The sequence below is a fragment of the Laedolimicola intestinihominis genome (assembly GCF_040096155.1).
Classification (GTDB): Bacteria; Bacillota; Clostridia; order Lachnospirales; family Lachnospiraceae; genus Laedolimicola; species Laedolimicola intestinihominis.
In genome coordinates this window covers 1-20,789 of sequence record NZ_JBBMFE010000012.1, presented here as the reverse complement: position 1 = coordinate 20,789, position 20,789 = coordinate 1, and the positions used below count along the sequence as shown (strand labels likewise).

Annotated in this window: 19 protein-coding genes; 3 read left to right on the top strand and 16 right to left on the bottom strand. The window is 52.6% G+C overall.

The window, feature by feature from the left end; all coding sequences use genetic code 11:
- Window positions 1-7: 7 nt before the first annotated feature.
- The 4 genes from WMO29_RS12175 to gpr form a co-directional block, all read right to left on the bottom strand.
- Window positions 8-2,083 carry a heavy metal translocating P-type ATPase gene (locus WMO29_RS12175; protein ID WP_349164973.1) on the bottom strand — a complete coding sequence of 692 codons (2,076 nt, stop codon included), beginning with the start codon at window positions 2,081-2,083 and terminating at the stop codon, window positions 8-10.
- 4 nt (window positions 2,084-2,087) lie between these two features.
- On the bottom strand, window positions 2,088-2,399 hold the full coding sequence (locus tag WMO29_RS12170) for a DUF6110 family protein (RefSeq protein ID WP_178040118.1): 312 nt from the start codon (window positions 2,397-2,399) through the stop codon (window positions 2,088-2,090).
- A gap of 202 nt (window positions 2,400-2,601) precedes the next feature.
- The gene (gene spoIIP, locus WMO29_RS12165; RefSeq protein ID WP_349164972.1) at window positions 2,602-3,903 is read right to left on the bottom strand and encodes a stage II sporulation protein P; all 1,302 of its coding nucleotides are present in this window, start codon (window positions 3,901-3,903) and stop codon (window positions 2,602-2,604) included.
- Window positions 3,904-3,956: 53 nt separating this feature from the next.
- Window positions 3,957-4,811 carry a GPR endopeptidase gene (gene gpr, locus WMO29_RS12160; protein WP_178039462.1) on the bottom strand — a complete coding sequence of 285 codons (855 nt, stop codon included), beginning with the start codon at window positions 4,809-4,811 and terminating at the stop codon, window positions 3,957-3,959.
- Between the two features lie 192 nt (window positions 4,812-5,003).
- Here gpr and rpsT point away from each other — a divergent pair, with 192 nt between their 5' ends.
- Together rpsT and holA are read left to right on the top strand one after the other, a co-directional pair.
- Complete coding sequence (gene rpsT / locus WMO29_RS12155; protein ID WP_158363809.1) at window positions 5,004-5,267, top strand: 30S ribosomal protein S20; 264 nt, start codon at window positions 5,004-5,006, stop codon at window positions 5,265-5,267.
- A gap of 75 nt (window positions 5,268-5,342) precedes the next feature.
- Window positions 5,343-6,320: a DNA polymerase III subunit delta gene (gene holA / locus WMO29_RS12150; RefSeq protein WP_349164971.1), complete on the top strand. Its 978-nt coding sequence runs from the start codon at window positions 5,343-5,345 to the stop codon at window positions 6,318-6,320.
- Window positions 6,321-6,324: 4 nt separating this feature from the next.
- Here the strand turns inward: holA and WMO29_RS12145 are convergent, their stop codons facing one another.
- The 12 genes from WMO29_RS12145 to argC all read right to left on the bottom strand — a co-directional run bounded on the left by WMO29_RS12145 (window position 6,325) and on the right by argC (window position 19,210).
- Window positions 6,325-8,592, bottom strand: coding sequence for a DNA internalization-related competence protein ComEC/Rec2 (locus tag WMO29_RS12145; RefSeq protein WP_349164970.1), 2,268 nt, complete (start codon window positions 8,590-8,592; stop codon window positions 6,325-6,327).
- Between the two features lie 52 nt (window positions 8,593-8,644).
- Window positions 8,645-9,601: a GerMN domain-containing protein gene (locus tag WMO29_RS12140; protein ID WP_349164969.1), complete on the bottom strand. Its 957-nt coding sequence runs from the start codon at window positions 9,599-9,601 to the stop codon at window positions 8,645-8,647.
- Window positions 9,602-9,615: 14 nt separating this feature from the next.
- On the bottom strand, window positions 9,616-11,055 hold the full coding sequence (locus WMO29_RS12135; RefSeq protein WP_349164968.1) for a sensor histidine kinase: 1,440 nt from the start codon (window positions 11,053-11,055) through the stop codon (window positions 9,616-9,618).
- Window positions 11,030-11,716, bottom strand: a complete 687-nt coding sequence (locus WMO29_RS12130; protein ID WP_178039560.1) for a response regulator — start codon at window positions 11,714-11,716, stop codon at window positions 11,030-11,032. The genes WMO29_RS12135 and WMO29_RS12130 overlap by 26 nt, the downstream gene beginning before the upstream one ends.
- Window positions 11,717-11,749: 33 nt before the next feature.
- The gene (locus tag WMO29_RS12125; RefSeq protein WP_349164967.1) at window positions 11,750-12,334 is read right to left on the bottom strand and encodes a helix-hairpin-helix domain-containing protein; all 585 of its coding nucleotides are present in this window, start codon (window positions 12,332-12,334) and stop codon (window positions 11,750-11,752) included.
- A 170-nt stretch (window positions 12,335-12,504) separates the two neighbouring features.
- A complete protein-coding gene (locus WMO29_RS12120; protein ID WP_349164966.1) occupies window positions 12,505-12,936 on the bottom strand; it encodes a DMT family transporter in 432 nt (143 codons plus the stop codon).
- 71 nt (window positions 12,937-13,007) lie between these two features.
- Complete coding sequence (locus WMO29_RS12115) at window positions 13,008-14,273, bottom strand: sugar ABC transporter substrate-binding protein (RefSeq protein ID WP_349164965.1); 1,266 nt, start codon at window positions 14,271-14,273, stop codon at window positions 13,008-13,010.
- A gap of 12 nt (window positions 14,274-14,285) precedes the next feature.
- Window positions 14,286-15,485, bottom strand: a complete 1,200-nt coding sequence (locus WMO29_RS12110; protein WP_435391166.1) for an aspartate aminotransferase family protein — start codon at window positions 15,483-15,485, stop codon at window positions 14,286-14,288.
- On the bottom strand, window positions 15,475-16,377 hold the full coding sequence (argB, locus tag WMO29_RS12105) for an acetylglutamate kinase (RefSeq protein ID WP_349164963.1): 903 nt from the start codon (window positions 16,375-16,377) through the stop codon (window positions 15,475-15,477). The genes WMO29_RS12110 and argB overlap by 11 nt, the downstream gene beginning before the upstream one ends.
- A gap of 20 nt (window positions 16,378-16,397) precedes the next feature.
- Window positions 16,398-17,627: a bifunctional glutamate N-acetyltransferase/amino-acid acetyltransferase ArgJ gene (gene argJ / locus WMO29_RS12100; RefSeq protein WP_349164962.1), complete on the bottom strand. Its 1,230-nt coding sequence runs from the start codon at window positions 17,625-17,627 to the stop codon at window positions 16,398-16,400.
- Between the two features lie 16 nt (window positions 17,628-17,643).
- Window positions 17,644-18,090 carry a GNAT family N-acetyltransferase gene (locus WMO29_RS12095; protein WP_178039556.1) on the bottom strand — a complete coding sequence of 149 codons (447 nt, stop codon included), beginning with the start codon at window positions 18,088-18,090 and terminating at the stop codon, window positions 17,644-17,646.
- A 79-nt stretch (window positions 18,091-18,169) separates the two neighbouring features.
- The gene (argC, locus tag WMO29_RS12090; RefSeq protein ID WP_349164961.1) at window positions 18,170-19,210 is read right to left on the bottom strand and encodes an N-acetyl-gamma-glutamyl-phosphate reductase; all 1,041 of its coding nucleotides are present in this window, start codon (window positions 19,208-19,210) and stop codon (window positions 18,170-18,172) included.
- Window positions 19,211-19,508: 298 nt separating this feature from the next.
- On the opposite strand from argC, the gene WMO29_RS12085 reads away from it, so the two are divergent.
- Complete coding sequence (locus WMO29_RS12085) at window positions 19,509-20,741, top strand: argininosuccinate synthase (protein WP_158363797.1); 1,233 nt, start codon at window positions 19,509-19,511, stop codon at window positions 20,739-20,741.
- Window positions 20,742-20,789: the final 48 nt, after the last annotated feature.

The following is a 20,789-nucleotide window of genomic DNA, read 5'->3' as shown; positions in this document are numbered from 1 at the left end:
GCATACCCTATTTACGTAAGGGCTTCATGCTGTTTAAGCTTATCACAAGTGTGGATGTATTGTGAAGCAATGCGGAGGTGGTCGGCTGCAGGATTCCGGCTACACCCAGAACGATGAGGCCGGTATTGAAGCCCACGATGGTCCGGTAATTCTTATGAATCCGCTTCATCAGGCCGTTGCCGATGTGTTTTAAGGCTACCAGCTGCCACAGATCCTCTGCGCCCACGGTCACGTCCGCAATTTCCCGGGCGATCTCCGCACCGTCGCTGATAGCGATGCCCACGTCTGCCGCAGACAGTGCCGGGGAATCGTTGATGCCGTCGCCAATCATCATGACCCTGCGGCCCTTTGCCTTCTCTTCCTCTACGAAGCGCGCCTTGTCCTCCGGCAGAACCTCTGCGAAGAACTCGTCTACGCCCACCTTGGCCGCTACGGCTCTGGCTGTCCGCTCGCTGTCTCCGGTCATCATGACTACCTTGGAGATGCCTGCGTCCTTCAGAGCCTGAATCACAGCCGGCGCCTCGGGACGAATGGGGTCCTCGACGCAGATGACGGCTGCCAGCTCGCCCTCTACCGCCAGATAGAGATGGGAATACTCAGCCGGGAGCGCGTTAAACTTCTCCTCGGTTCCGGCCGGAAGGACACATTTCTCATCGTCGAATACGAAATGATAGCTTCCGATAATCGCTTTCTTCCCTTCTACTGTCGTAGAAATGCCGTGTGCCACAATATATTCTACTTTCGAATGCTTTTCTTCATGGTTCAGGTTGCGCGCCCTGGCGGCGTCCACAACTGCTTTCGCCATGGAATGGGGGAAGTGCTCCTCCAGGCAGGCAGCCAGGCGAAGAAGCTCGTCCGGACTCTCGTCGTTAAAGGGAACCACCTCTGCCACGGTGGGGCAGGCCTTTGTCAGGGTACCGGTCTTGTCAAAGACGATGGTGTCCGCCTCTGCCACAGCCTCCAGGTACTTGCCGCCCTTGACGGTCACATGCTCCGCGCCCGCCTCGCGAATGGCGGACAGCACAGAGATGGGAATCGCCAGCTTCAGCGCGCAGGAGAAATCCACCATGAGTACGGCCAGGGTCTTCGTCATATTCCGGGTGAAGACCCAGGTAGCCGCCGCGCCCGCCAGGGTGTAGGGAACCAGCTTATCAGCCAGATGCTCCGCCTTGCCCTCCACGGATGATTTCAGCTTTTCAGACTCCTCGATCATGGCCGCGATACGATCATACTTGCTTGCGCCGCTTCCCACTTTGACACGGATGGTCAGCTCGCCTTCCTCCAGAACGGTTCCGGCGTAGACCGACGCTCCCGGAGCCTTGGCCACAGGAACAGATTCACCGGTCAGGGAGGACTGGTTCACCATACCCTCGCCTGCTTCTACCGTTCCATCAAATGGTACCACATTTCCCATATGGATGACAACCAGATCTTTTTCCTGAATGGAAGAAGAATCCACCAGAACCTCCTGGCCATCGCTTAAGAGCCACACCTTTTCAATGTTCAGGGACATGCTGCGGGCCAGATCGCCCACGGACTTCTTGTGGGTCCACTCCTCCAGGATCTCACCGATGCCAAGCAGGAACATGACGGAGCCTGCGGTATCAAAATCGCCCCGGAATACGGACACGCCGATGGCGGTGGCATCCAGCACCGGAACCTCCATCTTACCCTGGGCCAGGGTCTTCGCGCCCTCCCACAGATATTTCCATGATTTTACAAATGCAATGCCGGCGCGGATCGGATAGGGCAGAAACAGCTTGCTTCCCGCGCGCATGATGACGCTGTTCACCAGCTTCTCCCAGTACTCCTCGTTCAATGCTCTGCCGGAGCTTTGGAATACCGCCTGGGGAACGTTCACATTTTCATAACGGAAGTTCCGAAGAGCCGTCAGCACCTGCTGCCGATCCCCCGTATAATAAATCACGATGCTCAGAGTATTGCGCTGTATTTTTGCCGAAGTTACAAAATCCCGTGTGTCCAGATAATACTGAAGAGTATCCGCCTCTTCGATGCTCATACGGCGCACGCAGGCCTGAACACGGATTCTGCCTCTGATTTCATGCCTGATGATGAACTTCATGGATTTACGCCTCTGTCTCCTCAGTTGTCTCTGCAGCTTCCTCTGCCTCAGCGTCTGCCACAACTGCTGCCTCTGCGGCTGCCTCGCGCTCCTCATTGATCTGCTTTGCGCCGGCGTAGATGTCCTCTGCGTTCTCCTGGATCACAGCCGCAGTCTTCATGACGCAGCTCTTCGCGCGAAGTACGGCTGCGGTGCAGTTCGTATACACATTCTTAGCGTCATCGCTTGACAGTGCCTTGATACCTGCGGTGCCAAACAGCACACCTGCAGCGAAAATTCCAGTTTTCTTCCAGTCAACATTCTTTAATTTCAGCATCTTAATTTCCTCCTCTTATCCGTATGCTTATTGTTTATGAACCGTATTGGTTTTACAACGTCCGCAATGATGTCTTCATCTTTTATCTTTTGGACAGGCTTATTATAGCATGCTCTTTTTCAAAGGCAAGACTAACCGTTCTTATTGATAATTATTGTCTATTTAGCCGCGAAAAAATCATTGACATTCCGGTTAGTTTATGCTATTTAGGATTACCTAACACCTGGTAAAGCATCTCTGCCAGGGGATCCATAGCGTTCATCATTTCCTCCAGGGTGTTGGTCTGAGCTCCTGCTTCCACAAGCAGGGACTTGGGCCGCAGGTGCAGATTGTAACGCAGACTCTTCAGATAGATTTTGCGGCTGACGCCCGGATAATACTTTTCACAGGCAAGCTTTAGCTGCAGAGACAGCGCCAGATTTTCCCCGATATAAGGATTATACAGATAAGATATGGGGCCGTTCCGCCTGCTGTAGCTTAAGCCGTTGAAAAACATGAACTGGGCCGTGGGTTTTCCGTCCACCTCTGTCACCAGATGGGTGTCTTCATTTACACCATCCCGGTGCAGATCTATCAGCACTTCGATGGACGGATTTTCCGCCAGAATCCGCTTCACATCCTCCGCTGCCAGTGTATAGGCACGATTCCGATCCAGTTCGCCGTCCATATAATCATAGACATTCGTATTATGTATCACGTTATACCCAAAGCGTTCCTGCAGGATTTCCGTCAGGCGGTCGCCCACGCCTACGATGGTGGTGCGTACGTCACCCTCCACGGAATCTGCAAAGCCCTCCTGGGAATGTGTATGATAAATCAGAATCTGGGGGGCGCTGCTGTCCTGCTGCAGGGTCATGTCCATGGAAAGCAGGGCGCCGGCATTCAGAAGATCACTGCTGATATCCGTGTTACTTTCTATTATATAGAAATTGTTTTTCAGAAAATCAAAATCGGAGAGCTCTGCGGCACTGTATTCCCGTCCCTGCACGGAGGGTTCTGACGGCACTTCCCCCAGATCTGCTTTAGATTCCCCGTCCGGTTCCGGTTCTGTTGCCTGCTGATTTTCTTCTTCCACCTGCTCCGCCAGGTCGAAGGCCTCTCCGGTCTCCTGGTTGATCTCGTTTTCATCATGGACGCCGCCCTGAATCAGAATTTCATATGCTGCGGTGCTCTCGATGGCAGGGGTGTAATCCTGCTGTCCGGTCAGAAAACCGTAGAGGGGAATGATGCTCACCGCGCGCTCCAACACCCATTCCTCCAGACTGTCCGCTTTGGCCCCGCCACCGGACGCCGTGTAAACCAGGGCCGGATACAGGGTTTTCGTGGCCGCCCGCTGCAGATCTCCCTCCATTTCCAGAAGACCTGCTTTCCAGATATAAGAAAGCTTTCGAAGGGGCCTGACTCTGACGCTGCTGCACAGGATGTAAAGTCCCATGCCGACGATCAGGAGCCAGACCAGGCCGTTTATGGCTTTTCCGATTTTCCTGCTGCTTTGTTTTCTCACGCGTTCATTCCCCCATACTGTTTTCAGTATATGAGCCACCGGACACGCTTATGTCAGGACAGAGCCAGATTCAGGGCCTCGGAAATGGTAAAGCTTAAGCGGCGGATCATCTCGTCCACGTTCTTCGGAGTTACGAACATGCCGTTCAATCCCGGCGGCACGCTCCTTCGATCGCCCGTGGCATCGTAGACAATAGTTGCCGCGTCCACCACGGTTGGCACACCGATGGCCAGCACCGGGACACCAATCGTCTCCTTTGACAGACTGTTCCTGTGATTGCCCACTCCGGAACCGGGCTGAATGCCTGCGTCGGACAGCTGGATGGTCCGATTCAGGCGCTTGCTGCTGCGGGCCGCCAGGGCATCAATGACTACCACATAATCCGGCTTTGTCTCGGCCACGATGCCCTGCACCACCTCCAGTGTCTCCATACCGGTCTGTGCCATCACGCCGGGAACAATGGCGCTGACCAGATGCACCTTTTCCTTCGCAAACGCAGTCTTGCCATATTCCCGCACCACATGACGGGTAACGCGCAGATGACCGGCCACCTCCGGTCCCAGGGCGTCCGGCGTCACTTCCCGGTTGCCCAGACCCACCACCAGCACAGATTTCTCATTTTTCACATCCAGAAGCTTTTTCAGATATTCTGCCAGCTTCTCCGACACCTCCCGGTGATAATCCTCGTCCGGCTCCGACATCCGGGGCGCTTCCAGTGTAATGTAGGTACCAATGGGCTTTCCCATGGCCTTCGCCCCATTTTCTGTCTGAATCCGGACTACCGTTACCCGGATGTCCCGCCGCTCGTCGTAGGACTCTTCCACGGCTACGCCACGGATTTCCACATCCTCCTCAAACCGCTCTCTGGCCTCCAGCGCCAGATCCGTCCGCACCTGAAATTCACTCATCCCGTTTCCTCCTGTTTTCACGTCTTACGCTATTTTTTTCTATTTTTTGCGTTTTTTTCAGAAATATGTATTGACATAACGTTATTCCTGTCCTAAAATATATGAGTATGTTTTGTAAAGACGTCCGTGTCCGGCTTTTACGGAACATGTAAAAATAAGCTTATTTTAAAACATGGTTTGGAGGTGTACGGATTGGCTAACATTAAATCTGCAAAGAAGAGAATTCAGGTTGCCGAGACTAGAACAGCCAGAAATAAGGCTATCAAGTCTGAGGTTAAGACCGCAATCAAGAAAGTAGACGCTGCAGTTGCCGCAAAGGATGTTGAGACTGCAAAGGCTTGCTTAAAGGCTGCTATCGCTACCATGAGCAAGGCTACTTCCAAGGGAGTTTACCACAAGAACACAACTTCCCGCAAGATTTCCCGTCTGACCAAGGCTGTAAACAGCATCGCTTAATTGAGATAGACGAATCTTAAAAAGAGACCCATTCCGTCATTTGGGTCTCTTTTTTTTGGAAATGAGGTGTCTCCTATGAAAATGCTGGCGGAGGATATCAAGAACGGCAATTTCAAAACCGCCTACCTGTTCTGCGGGGAAGAGGCTTATTTACGCAACCAGTATAAGAACCGGCTGGCGCAGGCTCTCTGCGACCCTTCCGACACTATGAATTTCTCCCGCTTTGAGGGTAAGAATATCATCCCGGCGGAGGTTATCAGTCTGGCAGACACCCTGCCTTTTTTTGCCGAACGGCGTCTGATTCTCATTGAGGACAGCGGCTTTTTCAAGAATAAATGCGACGAGCTGGCCGACTACCTTCCGAAGATGCCCGACACCACCTGCATCATCTTCGTGGAAACGGAAGCAGACAAGCGGAACCGGCTCTACAAGGCCGTTCAGAAGCAGGGCCGCGTCATTGAATTCCAGACCCAGGACGAGCGTACCCTGATGAAATGGATCCTGGGCACCCTGAAAAAGGAAAATAAAAAAATCACCGAGTCCACTCTGCAGCTCTTTCTGGAGCGCACCGGCATCGATATGGAAAACATTTCCACAGAGCTGGAAAAGCTGCTCTCTTACACAGAAGGCCGGGACGTGATTACCTCCCAGGATGTGAATGACATCTGTACCGTACAGACCACCGGACAGATTTTTGAGATGATCCGCGCCCTGGCTGAAAAGAATCAGAAAAAGGCGCTGGATCTCTACTACGATCTGCTTTCCTTAAAAGAGCCGCCCATGCGCATCCTGTTTCTCATTGCCCGCCAGTTCAATCAGCTTTTACTGGTCAAGAGCCTGGCTGCTAAGGGTTATGATAAAGCAGCGATTGCTTCCCGGGCAAAAATCGCGCCCTTTGTGGCCGGAAGATGCATGGCCCAAGCCAGAAGCTTTACCACAGATCAGCTGAAGACCGCCGTGCAGGACTGCGTGCAGGCGGAAGAGGATGTGAAGACCGGTAAGATTACGGATACGCTCAGTGTGGAATTGCTGATTATGAAATACAGTAAATAAATTTTTATTGTAAATAAGCATGTACCCGAAAGTCTTTCCCATCACTTTCCACCGTAATGGCTCCACACTCTGTCGTCTGCAAAATTTTGCTGCCCGCCGCATCCAGCCGTTCCAGCGCCTCCCTGTGCGGATGCCCGTAGGAGTTATCCCTTCCGCAGGAAATCAGGGTCAGGCGCGGCTTCACTGCCTCTAACCACGCTTCGCTGCCGGAGGTTCTGGATCCGTGATGCCCGGCTTTCAGAACCGCAAAGCCGTATGGCGGCCATTCCTTGCCGCCATGCTTCTGCTCCCGCTCCAGAATCTCCCGCTCTCCCGTCTCTTCCAGATCCCCGGTCAGCATCACCGAAAACTCCTGATACCGAAGCGCCAGCACCACAGAGGCTTCGTTCACATCCGCGTAGGCTTTCGTCCCATCCGGATGCAGGCAGGTTAGTTCTGTCAAACCATCCCGCAGCACCGCCCCTTTCTCAATTTTCTGCACTGTCACGCCGCTTTCCCGGGCATTTTCCATCAGCCGCTGCCCCTTTTCCTCTTCCATGGAGCGCCCGGATAAAAGCAGCGTACCAATCCGCAGACCGCCGGGCTCCGACGCAGTCTCCAATAGCTCCTTTATGCCGGAAATATGGTCTTCATCCGTATGGGTTACCACAATATAGTCCAATCTTCCGACTCCTTCCGATTTCAAAAAGGGCAGAATCCGGTAGGTTCCCACCTTCGTCACACTGGTACTGCCGCCGTCAATCAGAATCGTCGTTCCGGCTGCGGTCCGCAGGTAGATGCCGTCGCCCTGCCCCACATCCAGCATCACCAGCTGAAAACCGGAATGCAGCCGCAGTGTCAGGAAAAGCAATAAAATCCCAAGCACTGCCGCGCTGCCTGCCTGCAGGATCCGCCGGTGCGGCTCCGCCCGCTCCGCTTCTTCCAGCCGGATATCCGGATCGTTTATCTGCCCCATTCTTCGTTTTTTCCGCTCTTTCAGTTGATAACGCCAGAACAGAAAAACAACCAGTCCTGTGTAATATCCCGCCATCTGCCAGATCTTTGGCTGTCCACAGGTAAACACCGCTCCGGGAAGCCGAAGCGATGCCGTTCCCAGCCGCTCATAGAATTCCAGAATTGCCCCACATAGAAAAGCCGGAGCACGCGCCACGCCCGGCAGCACAAAGCTTATCCCCACAGCCAGAATTCCTGTGAACATCACCACGGTCATCAAAGGAATCACCACCAGATTTAACAGCGTCCCATACAGCGGAATTTCACTGTAAAAATATTCCAATACAGGCAGGGTCATCATCTGAATGGAAAGGCTCAAAAGCAGCGGTTCCACCCGTTTCGCCCATCTGCGGTTCTTTGGCAGAAACAATGCTTTCAGGGCCGGGAAAATCAGGCCGATGCCTGCCACGGCCCCGAAGGACAACAAAAATGAGGCGCTGCGCACATACAGTGGCTGCCGCAAAAGCAGCAGAATTGCCCCAAAGGCCAGGGCCGTCAGCATATCATAGCTTTTCCCCAGCATTTCCCCGATTATCAGAAGCGCGAACATCACCACAGCCCGGCAGGCAGAGGTTCCCATACCGGTCAGAAAGCCGTAAAACAGTACGACAAAAAGAGATAACGCTCCCGAGCTTCGCAGTGAACCGCCCATTTTCCTTAAAAAACGGTAAAGCGTCATGCCGAATACGGATACATGCAGGCCGGAGATAGCCAGCAGATGGGAAATGCCGCTTTTCTGGTACAGGCTTTTGGTCTCCGCCTCCAGATCTGTCTTATTTCCCAGCAGCATGGCCTCCAGGACGCCGCTTTTCTCCACAGGAAATAAGCCTCGGACACGGGCGCTTAAGCTCTCCTGCAATTCATACAGTAATTGCGCCATCCACCACACATCGTCCCGGATGACCGTCGCATCCTTCGCATAGCATAATAGCCCGATTCCCTTTGTCTGATAATAGAGTTTTGCGTCAAACTGCCCCGGATTGGTGGGAGCTTCCGGCTTTCGTATTTTAAAATAATTCTCAATTCGTATGGTATTGCCGATAGAAACTGAAGGTTCGGCTTCGAAGGACACTAGGATGATCCCGGCGTCCGGATAATTGGTTTTGGTAAGCCAGACAGTCATGCCGCCCGGTTCCATCCGGCAGATGGTGCCGGTGAGAATCTCCGGATGAGCTGTGACATCCGGTGAAGCTTTTCTAAAAAGCTCCGCCGGAAGACACAGCAGCACCACTGCAAGGGCAAGCGCCGTCAGACATAAAGGCCGCTTTCTTATTTTCATTCACTCCAAATCATATTCGCAGAACCGCTAAAATGACCGATTCATGCAGAGGCTATTCCCTCTGTTCGATAATATCCAGATTCCGTTCATAGATGGTATCCAGCCGCATACTTTCCTTGTAGACCAGATCCGTCTCTCCATTGACCAGAATCTGTACCTTGATGATTCCCGACAGCTCCGTCAGGGAATCCACAATGGAGTAGATGGTAACTGCCTCTGTTACATTGTATCCCTGCTCCAGGAATCCATCGTTCAGGTTTACATAACAGATTCCATCCTTCGTAGAAATGCTTAAGATCTTTGTACCGGGCGGCAGAGTCGGATAATCCGTATCCCCAGATACCGGACCTCGAATCAGACTCTCCACCACCAGCTTCTCCACAGAAATATTACTGCTGCCGGTCACATTGACCTTTTCCTTCACCAGCTTGTCCCCGCTCTTATTGGCAAAATACAGGGTCAGTGTAGTGACGGTCTCCTCATTGATGGCGTCGCCGGTGTTTTCCACAAAGCTGTCCGCGTTCATCTGTCCCACCGGATTTTTGTCCAAATCCATCAGAGGATTATCCCCAATCAGAAATGACACATACTCCACATCCGGAATCTGGCAGAGCGTCCGCACCACTGCGGAGCGGCAGAGAATCTCCCGAATCCAATCCATATCCTGATAAGCCGGATCGAAATGCAGGGTCAGCTGCCCATTGTCCAGCGTATAATCTGTCACAAAAACGCTGTCTGTCAGCGCAGCTTCCAGGGAACCGCCCTCCGGCGTCGTGGCAAGCTTCTTGAGCAGCTCCTGAATCAATCCGTCTGTATCCTTTGCCTCCGGCTGATAATTCACTGTCGCCGTAGCTGTTTCATCTTTATTCAGATAATAGATCTGATATCCTTCTTCGTCTGTTTTTGCCTCTGTATTTTCCTTTTTCTTACAGCCACCCAGCAGTGCCAGAAGCAGTAAAAGGCTCAGAAGCCCACACAGACGGATACTCTGTTTTCTCTTTTCTTTCATTCCATGCTCCTGTCTCAGGCAATATAATTCAGCGGAATTCGTACCGAGAAGGTAGTTCCCACACCCACCTCACTGGATACCTTGATAGCCCCTTTGTGAACCAGCACCGCGCTTTTCGCGATGGCCAGTCCCAGTCCTGTTCCGTCTATCTCGCTGGAATGGGACTTATCCACCCGGTAAAACCGCTCAAAGATATAGTCCAGGGACTCCTCCGGGATGCCCTGGCCGGAATCCATAATCTTCACATAGAAGAACTTGTGATCTGCGTCCAGAGACACGTGTACCCAGCCATTTTCCTTATTATACTTAATGGCATTCTCCACCAGATTCGTAAAGGCCAGAGACAGGCGGCTCTCATCCACTTCCGCCGTCACAGGACGGAAGCTCTCCAGTACCACCTCGATATTCTTTCTGGCCGCGATGGGGCGAAGTCTTTTTAAAATCAGTTCCAGCAGATCGTTGATATCCACTTTCTCGATGTTCAGACTGGCTGCCTTCTTATCCATCTTCACCAGGGCCAGCAGATCGGTAATGATCTTATTTTCCCGCTCAATCTCCTCAGCGATATCGCCCATAAACTCCTTGTAAAGCTCGTTTGGTACCTCGTCCTGGGTAAGCAGGGAATCCGCCAGCACCTTCATGGACGTCAGCGGCGTCTTCAGTTCATGGGACACATTGGACACGAACTCCTGCCGTGATTCATCCAGGGTCCGCATCTGCGTCACGATTTTATTGAACTCCTCGGAAATCTCTTCAGTCTCCGCATAGGTCTTTACCATCAAATCCTCGTTGGAATGACCGCTGGAAATCTCATGGAGTTCCAGAATAATCCGTTGAATGGGCCGCACCAGCAAAATGGACAGCAAAATAGCCGCCATGGTCACCAGGATGCCATACACCAGGGTAAATACCCAGGTATTGCTGGTCAGGGCTTCCAGATTATCCCAGATGTTGTCCGTGGATACACTGACCAGCAGTACGCCCTGCACCTTGTTGGAATCTCCGGCGCGCACCGGCACGGTCATTTCAATAAACCGTTTTTCCGACAGCTGGTTCGTGGTTTCCCCCTTAAAGCAGCGGATAACCTCCTCAGATACCACATACTTATTTTCAATCAGACCGTAAGTATCCTTAATAACGCGGAAATCCTGATCAATGATAATGATCCGTCCGTCGTAAAGACTGGCCAGCTGAGCCAGCTCGCCGTCGATCAGCTCCGTGGACGGATCCTCCATATAATTATAGCTTAATAACTGATTGGATAAAATTTTACACTGATTCTGCACCTCCGTGCTGCGCACGGAGATGGCCCGATCCCGATAACTCCTTAAGATACTGGCCGACATCAGAATCATGGGAAGCCAGCCCACTGCCAGCAGCACCAGCAGGATCCGAAATTTCAGACTCTTAAAATATGTAAATACGACTTTATGCCTGGAAATAATAACCCACACCCCACTTCGTATGCACGTATTTCGGCTCGCTCGGATTGGACTCAATTTTCTCGCGGAGTCTCCGGATATGGACATCCACAGTCCGCACGTCGCCCGGGTATTCATAGCCCCAGACCGTATTCAGAAGATTCTCCCGGCTGTAGACCTTGCCCGGATTCAGCACCATCAGCTCCAGCAGGTCGAATTCTTTGGCCGTCAGATTAATTTCCCGACCGCCGATAAAAAGGCGGCGGCTGTCCAGATCGAGCTTCAGATCCGCAGCCTCGACCACCTTGCCCTTTTTCTCCTTTTCCGTACCGCCGGTACGCCGCATAATGGCCTTCATACGGGCCTTAATCTCCAGAATGTTAAAGGGCTTCGTGATGTAATCGTCCGCTCCATACTCCAGCCCCAGAATCTTATCCATATCATCGCCCTTGGCTGTCAGCATGATAATCGGCATATTGGAGAACTCCCGGATCTGCTGGCAGACCTGAAAGCCGTCCAGCTTCGGCAGCATCACATCCAGGAGTACAATATCATACTCCTTCGCTCTGGCATATTCCAGCGCTTCCTCGCCGTCGTAGGCACAGTCAACTTCCATATCATCCTGTTCCAGACTAAACCGCAGTCCCTTCACAATTAATTTTTCATCGTCGACAACTAATACTTTCTTTCCCATGCTTCCCGCCTCGTTATCTTTTTTTATTCAGTCTCAAACCGTTATCTGGTCTCTGATTTTGTTAAAAACGCCCTCTTTAATACCCGGAATATTCATCAAATCCTCCGGCTTCTGAAATCCGCCCTTTGATTCCCGATAACGGATAATCTCCTTTGCCTTGGATTCGCCAATCCCGGAAAGTGTCATAAGTTCGGCCTCGGTGGCCCGGTTCAGGTTCACTAACCCGGATGTGCCCTCTGCCGCGGCTTCCTCAAGCGTCTGTGCCATTTCCACCGAGGGTACCTCGATCTTCTGCCCGTCAGATACCGTCTCCGCCAGATTCAGATACGTCCCGGCCGCGCCTTCCGTCATACCGCCGGCTGCCTCCACCGCGTCGGTAATCCGGCTGCCCTCCGGCAGTTCGTAAACTCCGGGAGTTCTCACCTCTCCGCAGACGTAAACCCAGACGGACGCTGCCTCTTCCTCTTCCGAATCCGCCGCCTCCGCTGTCGTCCCTTCCGTCACAGTCTCCTCCGCCGCACTGTCATAGACCGCCGCCTTTTTCCCGCAGCCGGTCAGGCACAACGCAAGCAGAGCCATCATCCAAAGAAGCTTTTTTCTTTCCTGTCGATATCTCATTTTTCCGCCTTTCTGAAAATAGGCGGGTCCCCTCCGATACAGACTATCTTCATTTTAGCGGAGATTGGGCAAGAATACAAGTTCTTTTTTAAGTCATAACTGTTCAGTTCCTTCACAGTTATAACTGCAAAATCCATGAAAATCGGCTTCGCCGATGGGATTTTGCATTCCTACTCCCACTGAAACACTGCGACGCCCACGATAGCTGCCGCCATGCCAATGACCTTCCGCCAGGAAAAATCAGCCTTTTCCACGCCAAAGATCCCTGCCAGCTCAATCAGATAGGCCGCCAGCAGCTGAGCAATGACAATCAGCATCACCGCCTTCGCAGGTCCCAGGGCGTCCATGCTTTTAATGACTGTAAATGTGATAAAGGCTCCGATGACGCCGCCCAGCAGCATGTACTTCGGCGTCACCTGAAGGATGGTCAGCGGGTTTTTCCGATCCGACAGCCCCCAGGCAATGAGGCAGGTAATAAGGGCTGACAGCTGCACCCAAGCCGCAGAGGTCCATATGCTGCTCACCTTTGTGACCTCCGTATTGAAGACGCCCTGAACGCTCATCAGCGCCCCGGATAAAAGGGCAATAAAAAATCCAATCATGGCAAAGACTTCCTTTCCTGTTCTGTAAGTAAGGTTTAGTCTTTCCATGACTGGATGTTCTTATTCCTGTATTATTCCGTCGCCTGAAGCTGGGACATGATTTTCCGGGTTACGGAATCCACTTCTGTATTGACGTCATTGCCCTTCCAGATATTCGCAAAGGCAATCTCCATCTCGATCCAGTAGTTGCTTAAATCGGTCAGCTTCGGAACCTCCACGGAATTCTCGTACTGGTCAAGCAATACCGACATCTCCGGATTTTCATAGCTGACACCCAGGCGCACCGGCATTTTATTGGACATGACATAAAGCTCATCTGCCTTGTCATAGGTCAGAAAACGCGCAAATTCTTTCGCGGTATCACGCTCCTTGGAATAAGCGTTGACTACTACAGAGTTGGTGACAGACAGACCCTTGGTGGACAACTCGTCCGTCAGGTTCGGCACCTCCGCGATGCCATAGAAATAGCTGTCTGCCGCAGCGTCAATCTGGGCAATGGCGTCGGTCTTCGCGATGGTATACACGGTCTTGCCGTCGATGAACTCCTGCAGCACATTGTCCGTAGTAATCTCATCCGCATCAATGGCGAAGAAAGCGTTCAGGCTCTGGTAGTAGGCCAGGCAGTCTTTGACCTCCTGGGCATCCAGAGAAACCTGCGTGGGATCATCCCCGGTTTCGCCGCCAAGGTTTACATAATTCGATATAAAGAAAAAGTTCGAGAAAATATCCGCCACATTCCATTTGAAGATATTTTCCACCTTCTCCGTGGCATCCGTCGCCTCGTAATTGTCCGCGTAATCCAGAATCTCGTCGATGGTGGACGGGGCGCTGTCTGCGTAGTTCTTATTGTACAGCAGGAAACAGGTCTCAAAATAGAAAGGATACGCCATCAGCTTTCCGCCGCAGGTGGCCGCGTCAATGGCCTTCTCCGGGAAATCCTTCGAAAGCTCCTGCTCCGTAAAGCTGTCATTTTCCACCGTCAGTCCTGCCAGACGGGCTTTCTCCAGAAGCTCGCTGGACACCACAAAAAGATCCGGGCCGCCCAGATCGGAGATACTGGCCGTGTTGATATGCTCGATATAGTCCACCGCCGTGACAAGCTGCAATGTGACATCCACGCCGGTCTGTTTTTTATAATCAGCCGCTGTCTGCACCAGATAGCTGTTCAGCTTCTCGTCAGTATACCACAGAGTCAGCGCTTTTTGCTCCATGTCCTGCCCGGCCTCCGCCGCCTCCTTCTGCTTCTGATGATAAGAAAAAGCCACCTGGCCCATCTGCGCAAATACAAGCAGAACCACCAGGATGGCGATGGCTCTGCGATAAATCGTATGTCTCATGTGTGTAAAATCCTAACCTTTCACCAAAGCCCTTTCAAGCTTCGTAACCATTTCATCTACATGGTCCTTTGTGATGACAAGGGGCGGAACCAGACGCAGCACGTCGCTTCCGGCTGTGATCACAATCAGACCCTCATCCATAGATTTTAACACAACTTCTCCTACAGGTCTACCCTGGATTACAAGTCCCTGGATCAGGCCCTTTCCTCTGCGGGCCGCGATGCAGTCGTATTTATCCACCAGAGCATCCAGTTTTCCTTCAAGATATGCACCCACTTCTTTTACATGATCCACGATTGCGTCCTGCTCAAAGATATCCAGCACCTTGGAAACCGCCGCGCAAACAAAGGGATTGCCGCCGTAGGTGGTGCCGTGATCGCCCGGTACCAGAGAGCCCAAAGCCGTCTTCTCATCCAGCACAAAGGCGCCCACCGGAACGCCGCAGCCCAGGGCCTTGGCACAGGTCATGATGTTGGGCTTCACGCCGTACTCCTGCCATGCGAACAGGTGGCCGCTCCGGCCCATACCGCACTGGATCTCATCCAAAATCAGAAGCGCGTCGTGCTCCTCGCAGAGTGCCTTCACGCCCTTTAAGAACTCCTCCGTAGCTGGGTAAATGCCGCCCTCGCCCTGAATGGTCTCCAGAATCACCGCACAGGTGTGCTCATTGAACTGAGCCTTTACACTCTCCTGATCGTTGTAATCAGCGAAACGGATGCCGCCGATGAGCGGACGGAAGGGCGCCTGGTATTTCTCATTGCCGGTGACGGAGAGGGCTCCCATGCTCCGTCCGTGGAAGGAATGATTCATGGCAATGATCTCGTGATCCTGTTTGCCATCCTTCAGCCACGCGTATTTGCGGGCCGCCTTAATTGCGCCCTCGATAGCCTCGGTGCCACTGTTGGTGAAGAATACCCGGCTCATGCCGCTCATGCGCACCAGCTTGTCGGCTGCCTCTGCGGCCGGCTCATTGTAATACAGGTTGGAGGTATGCATCAGCTTGTCGATCTGGGCCTTCAGCGCCTCGTCGTAGCCCGGGTAATGATAACCCAAGGCCTGCACCGCGATGCCTGCCGCGAAATCCAGATATTTTTTGCCGTCGGTGTCGTAAAGATAGACGCCATCGCCGTGATCCAGTACCACCTGATAACGGTTGTAGGTGTGAAGCACGCTCTCTTCCGCCTCTTTGATAATCGCCTCTTTATTTTCCATCATAATAATCTTCCTCTCCTTCGCCCAGGATGGCAGTACCGATTCCCTTGTTGGTAAAGATCTCCAGAAGCAGGCAATGGGCAATACGTCCGTCCAGGATATGCACTCTGGATACGCCGTTTTCGATGGCGTCGATGCAGTTGTTGAGCTTCGGAAGCATACCGCCGCCGATGTTGCCATTTTCGATAAGCTCTCTTGCCTCTTTTACATGAAGCTCGGAAATCAGGGTCGCCGGATCCTCCGGATCTCTGCGGACGCCCTCGATATCAGTCAGGAATGCCAGCTTCTCCGCATGGACGGCCCGGGCAATGGCGCAGGCCGCGTCATCGGCGTTAATATTGTAGGTGTTGAAGTCCTTGTCCATTCCCACCGGGCATACGATAGGCAGGAAATCCTTCTCCAGCAGGTCGTAGAGAATCTGGGGATCCACATCCGTCACCTCGCCCACGAAACCGATGTCCTCGCCCTTGGAATACTTCTTCTCCACCTTCAGGAGACCGCCGTCCTTGCCGCTTAGGCTAACTGCTTTCACACCCAGCTCTTCCACTAGCTGAACCAGGCTTTTTCCAACTTTTCCCAGTACCATTTCCGCGATTTCCATGGTCTCTTTGTCAGTCACACGCAGGCCGTTGATGAATTTGGGCTCCATGCCGACCTTTCCTACCCAGCGGCTGATCTCCTTGCCGCCGCCGTGTACGATGATGGGTTTGAAGCCGACCAGCTTCAGAAGGGTCACGTCCTGGATGACGCTCCGCTTCAAGTTCTCGTCCACCATGGCGCTTCCGCCGTATTTCACTACGATAATCTTCCGGTTAAACCGCTGGATATAGGGAAGGGCCTCAATGAGGACCTTGGCTTTCTCCAGGTAGGTGTTCATTTCTTCTCTGCTCATAATATTTTCTCCTCTGTATCTTATGAACGATAATCCGCGTTGATTTTCACATAATCATAGGTCAGGTCACAACCCCATGCGGTGGCGGTGGCGTCGCCCATCTTCACGTCCGCAATGGCCGTTACCTCCGGCTCGGAAAGGATCCTGGTAGCTTCTTCCTCGCTGTAATTCACTGCCACGCCATTTTCAATGATCTGGATCTTACCGGCTGCGCTCTCGAAGAACAGATCCACCTTCTCCGGGTCGAACTGGGCTCCTGAATAGCCCATGGCGCACAGGATACGGCCCCAGTTGGCGTCGTGACCGTAAATGGCTGCCTTCACCAGACTGGATGTAACCACGGATTTGCTCAAAATCACAGCCTGCTCCTTGCTCTCGGCTCCCACGATTTTCACCTCGAAGAGTGCTGTCGCACCCTCGCCGTCGCCTGCCATTTTCTTTGCAAGCCAGGTGTTGACTGTATTCAGCGCCTTGGCAAATGCTTTGTAATCTTCATTTTCTTCTGTGATCTCCGGGTTCTCCGCCATGCCGTTGGCCAGCACCAGCAGGGTGTCGTTGGTGGAAGTATCGCCGTCCACGGAAATCATATTGAAGGTGTCTTTTACATCATTGCTTACGCATTTCTGCAGCATCTCTTTGGAAATATTCGCGTCGGTGGTCACGAAGGCCAGCATGGTACACATATTCGGATGAATCATGCCGGAGCCCTTGCACATACCGCCCACGGTGACAGTTTTTCCGCCCAGCTCCACCTGGACGGCGATTTCCTTATTGACCGTATCGGTGGTCATAATCGCCTTGGAGGCTGCGGTTCCGTGCTCCGGGGTGCTGCCCTGGGCTTCCTTTAAAAGGCTGATGCCCTTTTTCAGGCGATCCATAGGAAGCTGCATGCCAATGACGCCGGTGGACGCCACCAGAACGGCATTTTCCGGAACGCCGAGAACTTTGGCTGCCTCCTCTGCGGTCTCTTTACAGTAGCCCATGCCCTCCTCGCCGGTGCAGGCGTTGGCGATGCCTGAGTTTACGATGACTGCCTGGGCGTAGGGGGATTCCTTTACGATTTTCTGATCCCATTTCACCGGGGCTGCCTTTACGATGTTGGTGGTGAAGGTGCCCGCCGCATGGCAGGGCTTTTCGCTGTATACCAGGGCCATGTCAGTCCGTCCCTGGTACTTGATAGCTGCCGCCGCTGCCGCTGCCTCAAAGCCCTTTGCCGCAGTGACGCCGCCCTTGATTTCTGTGATATTCATAATGCCGTCCTCCTCTTTATTCGTTAAACGCTTCGATATTTTCTTTATTTAAGACAAAATCATAGTAGTTCAGATCGAGCCTTTGTGTCCAGCCGATGCGGTTCCAGAAAGCGTTGCCGATGTCGTTCTGAGTAAAAGCGATCAGGGATACCTTGCTGATCTGCTCCTCTTTCAGGGCGTTCATGGCAAATACTACCATGGCCTTGCCGATGCCCCGCATCCGGTAATCCCGGTGGACACACACATGATAGAGACAGCCCCGGCGTCCGTCATGGCCGCAGAGAATGCTGCCTACCACCTTGCCGTCTTCGATGGCCACCACGCTGGTGGTGGGGTTCCGTTTTAAAAACCGCTCCACGCCCACCCGGGAGTCGTCAATACTCCGGATGGCGAAGCCCTTGATGGTCATCCAGAGGGCGTAGACGCCGTCGTAATCGTCGATGGTCATTGTTCGGATAGTCATTTTTTTACCTCACCAAGTATTAAGGAAACACCATGGACGTTCGCACTAGGCTCGAAAATACCTCACCAAGTGCTCACAGTCACGGGAACATGGGAACGAGCTCTAATCCTTCGCTCTCCTTCAGTCCGAACATCAGGTTCATATTCTGGACGGCCTGGCCGGCTGCGCCCTTCACCAGGTTGTCCATGGCTCCCATCATAATCACACGCTTCGTTCTCGGGTCGATCTTAAAGTTCACATCCACGTAGTTACTGCCCTCCACCCATTTGGTCTGGGGGCAAACGTCCTTTTCCAGAACGCGGACAAATTTCTCATTCGCGTAATACTTATCGTAAGCGGCCTTCACTTCCTCATAGGAAACCTCTTTCTTCAGGGAAGCGTAGGCGGTGATCAGGATTCCCCGGTTCATGGGTACCAGATGGGGCGTGAAATTAATCAGCACCGGCTGGCCTGCCGCGTAGGAAAGCTGCTCCTCGATCTCCGGCGTATGACGGTGATTCGCCACGCCGTAGGCCTTGATATTTTCATTAACCTCGCAGTACAGATTGTCCACCTTCGCGCCGCGGCCTGCACCGGAGGTGCCGGACTTGGCGTCAATGATAATCGTGCCCGGGTCAACCAGCCCTTCCTTTAATAAGGGATAAATAGAAAGAGTGCTGCAGGTGGGATAGCAGCCCGGGTTGGCTACCAGTCTCGCCTTCTTCACCGCTTCCCGGTTGATCTCACAGAGTCCGTAGACCGCCTCCGAGATAAACTGGGGCGTCGGATGCTGGATCTTATACCACTCCTCGTAGGTGGCCACGTCCTTAATACGGAAATCGGCGCTTAAGTCCACGATTTTTACCTTGGACAGAATCTCCTCATTTACCAGAGACGCGCAGAGGCCCTGGGGCGTCGCTGTGAAAATCACGTCCACCTCATCTGCCAGTGCTTCCATATTATCATCCATGCATTTGTCGTCTACGATCTGAAACATGTTCTGGTAGACTTCCGCGTATTTCTTATCTATGTAGCTTCGGGAACCGTACCATTTAATCTCCACATCCTTATGTCCTGTAAGAATGCGGACCAGCTCGCCGCCCGCATATCCGGTTGCTCCGATAATTCCTGCCTTTATCATTTCTATTTTCCTCTCTTTTTGTGGATATTTGTTCCTATTTTAGATCTGTTTGGCCAGTATTTCAAGCACCTTTCCGCTTGTATGCATTTTTATACACTCGCTTTGCATATATTATCACTTTTATGCATATTATTCAAGTACTATTTTATTTTTATTCATATTTCTGTGGAACTTTTTCTGAACTTCCGCTTGCATATTATATGGAAATGATGTATATTAGTTTTCAGTGAACAGAAACGGTATGCATAATCATTCATACCGTATAGAAATCATAAAACACTCAGGAGGATATTTGAATATGAAAGACAAAGTAGTACTTGCCTATTCCGGCGGACTGGACACCACAGCCATTATTCCGTGGCTGAAGGAGCATTTTGATTACGACGTAGTTTGCTGCTGTATCGACTGCGGCCAGGGAAATGAGCTGGACGGACTGGACGAGCGCGCGAAGCTGTCCGGCGCTTCCAAGCTGTACATCGAGGATCTGGTAGACGATTTCGCTGAAAATTATATCATGCCCTGCGTAAAGGCAGACGCTGTATACGAGAACAAGTATCTGCTGGGTACTTCCATGGCGCGTCCGGCCATCGCAAAGAAGCTGGTAGAGATCGCCCGGAAGGAGAACGCTGTCGCTATCTGCCACGGCGCTACCGGTAAGGGCAATGACCAGATTCGTTTCGAGCTGGGCATCAAGGCTCTGGCTCCGGATCTGAAGATCATCGCTCCCTGGAGAATGACCGATATCTGGACCATGCAGTCCCGTGAGGATGAGATCGCGTACTGCGAGAAGCACGGCATCCATCTTCCCTTCTCTACCGATTCCAGCTACAGCCGTGACCGGAACCTGTGGCACATCAGCCATGAGGGACTGGAGCTCGAGGATCCGGCCAACGAGCCGAACTACGAACACCTGCTGGTTCTGGGCACCACCCCGGAGAAGGCTCCGGACGAACCGGAATATGTAACCATGACCTTTGAAAAGGGCGTTCCTACTTCCGTAAACGGCAAGCAGATGAAGGTGGCTGACGTCATCCGTACTCTGAACGCTCTGGGCGGAAAGCACGGCATCGGTATCGTGGATATCGTAGAAAACCGTGTGGTAGGTATGAAGTCCCGTGGCGTATATGAGACCCCGGGCGGAACCATCCTGATGGAGGCTCACCGTCAGCTTGAGGAGCTGGTTCTGGACCGCGCTACCATGGAGACCAAGAAGGATATGGCCAACAAGTTCTCCCAGATTGTATATGAAGGAAAATGGTTTACCCCGCTGCGTGAAGCTATCCAGGCTTTCATGGAGGTAACCCAGGAGTATGTAACCGGCGAAGTGAAGTTCAAGCTCTACAAGGGCAACATCATCAAGGCCGGCACCACTTCTCCCTACTCTCTGTACAATGAGTCCCTGGCGTCCTTCACCACCGGCGACATGTACGACCACCACGACGCAGACGGATTCATCACCCTGTTTGGCCTTCCGCTGAAGGTTCGGGCTATGAAGCTGGCTGAGGTGGAGAAGAACAAGAACAATAACTAATACTTCATAACGATAAACGGAAAGGGGCCCGCGGCGATGACGCGGGGC